This is a genomic window from Natronorubrum halalkaliphilum, assembly GCF_009834785.1.
Taxonomy (GTDB): Archaea; Halobacteriota; Halobacteria; order Halobacteriales; family Natrialbaceae; genus Natronorubrum; species Natronorubrum halalkaliphilum.
On the sequence record NZ_WUYX01000040.1, the window covers coordinates 1 to 4,546 of the forward strand.

The 4,546-nt window shown below is 52.8% G+C and carries 4 protein-coding genes and 1 pseudogene; 3 read left to right on the plus strand and 2 right to left on the minus strand.

What is annotated here, in order from left to right; all coding sequences use genetic code 11:
- Positions 1-48: 48 nt before the first annotated feature.
- Complete coding sequence (locus GS429_RS13240) at positions 49-1,158, minus strand: tyrosine-type recombinase/integrase (protein ID WP_160065851.1); 1,110 nt, start codon at positions 1,156-1,158, stop codon at positions 49-51.
- A gap of 199 nt (positions 1,159-1,357) precedes the next feature.
- Here GS429_RS13240 and GS429_RS13245 point away from each other — a divergent pair, with 199 nt between their 5' ends.
- From GS429_RS13245 to GS429_RS13250, 3 genes and pseudogenes are all read left to right on the plus strand, one after another.
- Positions 1,358-2,179, plus strand: a complete 822-nt coding sequence (locus GS429_RS13245) for an IS5 family transposase (protein ID WP_328821384.1) — start codon at positions 1,358-1,360, stop codon at positions 2,177-2,179.
- Between the two features lie 99 nt (positions 2,180-2,278).
- Positions 2,279-2,557 (plus strand): annotated as a pseudogene (locus tag GS429_RS22765) (DUF8172 family protein); the annotation flags it as partial.
- Between the two features lie 220 nt (positions 2,558-2,777).
- Positions 2,778-3,662, plus strand: a complete 885-nt coding sequence (locus GS429_RS13250; protein ID WP_160065852.1) for a hypothetical protein — start codon at positions 2,778-2,780, stop codon at positions 3,660-3,662.
- A 254-nt stretch (positions 3,663-3,916) separates the two neighbouring features.
- Here the strand turns inward: GS429_RS13250 and GS429_RS13255 are convergent, their stop codons facing one another.
- The gene (locus GS429_RS13255) at positions 3,917-4,411 is read right to left on the minus strand and encodes a hypothetical protein (RefSeq protein ID WP_160065853.1); all 495 of its coding nucleotides are present in this window, start codon (positions 4,409-4,411) and stop codon (positions 3,917-3,919) included.
- Positions 4,412-4,546: the final 135 nt, after the last annotated feature.

Here is a 4,546-nt window from a genome sequence, read left to right on the forward strand (position 1 = left end):
GACACCTCCTCATTCCTTCCGAAAAATAGCCACGATAAGCCGTCGCTGTCATGCGTTTTGTCTCCTAACTAAAGACGGATGATCTGGATAGTATGCATGAAGGTACTCATCAATTGTGTCACCCTCCCGACCGTCACCGATCTTGTCTCCTCGCATATACTGCGCGTATTCCTTTCCGATCGGATTCTCCATCTTCCAGAACGTGGAGAACCAGTGTCGGCCGAAGTGGCTCGTCAATTCCTTTTCGTACTCGTCAGCCGAGATGTGAGGACGGATCTGTTCTTTCCAGTGCCTGTTGATCCCGTCTTTGTCTCGGATTCGGTCATGATGTGTCTGTGAGAGAAATACCCACGGTTCACCGCAGTCAGGGCGGATTAACAGGTACTGCGTCAAGACACGACGCATTTCTTCATCAAGCGGCAGGATCCGTGGGCGCTCCGATTTGTTTCCTGGGCGATTGTGCTGCGATGGGATGAAGATCGCGTTTTTCCGACCGTCGAGACGGCGGTGACTCCCTAATTCCGGGTAATGGTTCTGTAGTTCCGTATTCTCGATATGGATGTCTCTCAACTGTACGTTCCGGATTTCTCCCTGCCGCATCCCTAATTTGAGTCCCATGAGGATCACGGCAAGTTTGAACACGTGCGTAATTTCAGCTAACGCTGCACGCATTTCTTCTCGCGTAACCTTCGGGAATTCTTTCTCTTCCTCTTCAGGCCATGTAATCTTCCCCCAAGCGCTATCAACAGGACTGTATTCCGATGTATGCGGGAAGACGTTCTCGTCTTGAAAGTACTGATACGCCTTATTCACGTGATTGAGCTTCGTTTTGACCGTTTCCTTCCCATTGTCTCGTTGTTGGAATTCGTACTCCGAGAACCCGATAACGAGCGTGTCGTTCGCGCACGCAGGATGACGTCCTTGCTGCGTCACGTACTCTTTGAAATGCCGTACCGATCGCTCGTATTCGTTGACAGTGCTGCCCGCTCGATAGCTGTCCCGAACGATGTCCTCAAGAAACATCTCAAACGGCTCAACACCGTCTTCCTGCATCTGAGTAAAATTCTCATCGTACTGCTTCAGCGGGTCTACCGCTCGATTGAACTCGTCTCCAATTCGATGTCGCTGATCGTCTACCGATTGTTTTTCTTTGCTCATATTGAACGCTCACTGACTTTGTACTCCCACACCTCGCGTGTCACACCACCGTGACAGGCTGCCATTCGAGGTGAATGGTACGAATGTGGGTACTCAGTATGCCACATCAGAAACGTGTAGAAATCTTTGCTCTGTAGGATCGCTAGACTGCGTCGCCACGACTGTGTTATCTCGGTAGAAAGCGAAGAGACGGAGTGTTGTGACTTCAGAATTCCGTCTCTTCACCCGTAATTCGGTGGCGAAAGCTAAAGCCGTTGTCGCTGATCCCGACGAACCCGCCGACCCCGAAGGGGGTGGCGGGTTCGCCGAGTGGGCGATGCTGACACTTCAGGCACTGCGGATCGAACTTGGAAAATCCTACCGCCAGACTATCGATCTCCTCGGCGAAATGCCCGGCATTCTCGAGGAAATCGGGCTCACGCGACTCCCTCATTTTACGGTACTCCGTGACTGGTTCGCGGCAATCTCGATGGAGACCTACCGTGCGTTTCTCGGCGAATCAGCCGAGAAACGCACTGGCCACGCAGCGGTCGATTCGACCGGCTTCGACCGTGATCAGCCATCACGTCACTACGCACAACGAGCGCACTACCGCGTTCGCTCGCTCAAAGTCACCGCCCTCGTGGACGTGAAATCGTTGTACGTCTTCGACGTTCACTGCACCACGACGAAAAAACACGACGCGAAGATCGGTCCGCAGGTCGCGCGGCGCAACGCCGCGGACCTGCGATCACTGGCCGCTGACCGTGGCTACGATGGAAAACCGTTCCGCGACGAACTCCGTGCAGACGGCATTCGTCCGTTGATCAAACACCGGATCTACTCCTCGCTCGACCGAGCGCACAACGCTCGAATGAGTAGCCGCTGGTACAACCGCCGCTGGATGGTTGAAACCGTCTTCTCGTCGATCAAGCGCACGCTCGGCTCCGCCGTGCGTGCGCGAAGCTGGCAGCTCGAATTCCGGGAGATGGTGCTGAAATGTGCCGTCTACAATCTTCGTCGAACGGTCAGATATCCGTAGAACCGACCGCTGTGTATCGGTTTCCACCGGATGGCAGAGTAAGTGAAAACGCCGAAATCAAGCCTCGGCTAGCGGTCCTACGAAGCAAAAGAGTCAAAACGCCTACTCACGGTTCGTCGAAAAGGCGATCGATTCCAATATCTCTCCCAGTTCGGGTGTGAGATACTTGAACGAAAGCACGGTATCGAGATCGTGCTCGACGAATACGACCTTTCGCTACCCGCGAGTGAGCGATGGCGACAATACGCTGAACAGCATGAAGAACTGTGGGTTGAGTTTGTAGAGAACGCGGTCCGAAGAAGTGGCTACGAAGAGTTGATTGATACGAAAGGCCTCACAAAACACGAATTCGCAGAACAGCTAGAGCAAATGCAGTGATGAACTGACTGCTGGGTGTTCAATCCTGGAGTTGAGCGACCATCCGGCCGGTCTCCTCAATCTCCTCGCTCTGACTGAGGTCAAGACGCTCCTCCAGTTCTCGAACCGATTCTTCCAGATTCATATTGGAATATGAGCGACTTAGAAGGATAAGTGTACCGACGTTCAGCGAGAGTAGTGCCGCTAGTGCTATTATGAGACGACAGAGTATTTTGACGAGATGGCAACGTACGTTCCATCTTATCTTCGGCCCTTGAGTCAGATCCGGACGGGAAATCAATCACGGGTTGACGAGAAAGCGAACAAGGTCAAATCGATCCGGAACGACGGAAGTGGCTTAGAATTCCGACAGAACCAATCGTTTGACCTGTGGGTCAACGAGCAGGCCTACCACGGCCGACGGATGGTCACTAGTGAGCGCGAGATACGTGTGGAGGAGTCTGTGGACCACCCGGAGCGTCACTGGTGGATCGTTTCTGATCAGTTACTGGAAACGCTGGAACCACCTCTACGAGAGCATGCTGATATCTTCGGTCTGTTGATTTCTCTCAGTTTGTGTACTGACGATCCGGTATTCTTCTCACAGAGTCCTGGTCAAGTTGTCTCCGGAGCGTACACGTCAAAAAGGGGCGCGCTGGAGTATCAGTCTCAACTCTCTCCGGGCAACTTTGCGACAGCGCTACTTGGAAGGAACGAAATCCCCGAGGAAGTCGAGATCGTCGGAGACGTGGCGTCCGTCTATCGAAACGTCCGGGAGTACCGCTCGAAACGGATTGAATCGGACGCGGAGGCCGATATCCGCGTCGCGCTACATATGTACGACGATGCGTTGTCGTCGGATCTCTGGACCGCTGCGGCGAACTTCTACTACGTCTGCGAGAACACAATCTCACCCGGATATAACGAGAAAGATCAGGTCATAGCCGAAAGCACAGGGATGACCGTAGAGGACGTCAGGGCGTGGCGCGAGATGGTCAACCGGGTAAAACACCCCGACAAGGGCGAAAGAGATGGGATACTTGACCGGGATGACTTGGCGATTCCACCGTTATGGCAAATGCGAGCCGCCGCGAATTCCGCCCTCAAGCAAACGATGAAGGGATGAGAGAGTAGTCCTCATCGGGATCGTCGTTAGATTGTCCAATCCCCGACCGTACTCAGAGCGCACGGATCAGCGACCGTATCCTGACAGAGTTTGTCCGACGTCGGTTCACGATGCGAAAACGCAGAGCACCACCGTAGCGGTAACTCCACGAGGATTCCAGCGTGGACTGTCAATGGTTTCTCGCCTGCGGAATTGAACCGTGTCTCTTTGAGCTGGTCGAGGTGCGAGCAATCGATATGCGTGTTGATTGAATTCTACTCGTCTGGTTCATCCGTTTGGAACTCAGTGACCCAGCTATGCTTAGACTCATCAAACCACCACAAGAATTCCGATTCAATGTGTCGGATCAGTTCTTGTGATCCGTCTCCCGTTGGTAGTTCTTCTTCAAGTTGTCCACCCTCATTCGATAACTCCCGAAGTATGTCGTCGATGACGTAGACTGCACATTCTCGTGCATGGGTTAAAATGTCGAGTGAGTAGTTCCGTTCCAGCCACATGTTATGAGCAGCGTTGTTCCTGACTTCTCTCACGAAATGGAGAAGCATCCTCGTATCTCCCCGTAACCGATCTTCTTTGGTCGCCCAATTAATCAACCGAGCAAAGGTGACCTTGTCGTCATCATAGTTGCGGAGATGACGTTTGACATCTACGTTGTCTCGTAGATAGTGCTCGATAAATCCACAGGCGCGGAGGATGGCATATTGATTGGTAGAGTATCCTAGGCGAGGAACTTCACCAATCTCTTGCATGAACTGAGGGTCTGATTTATACTGGTCGTTCAGCTTCTTAGGGTAGCTAATCCGTACGTGTTTAGCCCCAGCTGATTTCGTTAGTATCTCGTAGGGGGCGATCTACGGTGGAGATATGCTTTGTCGGCAGGGGTC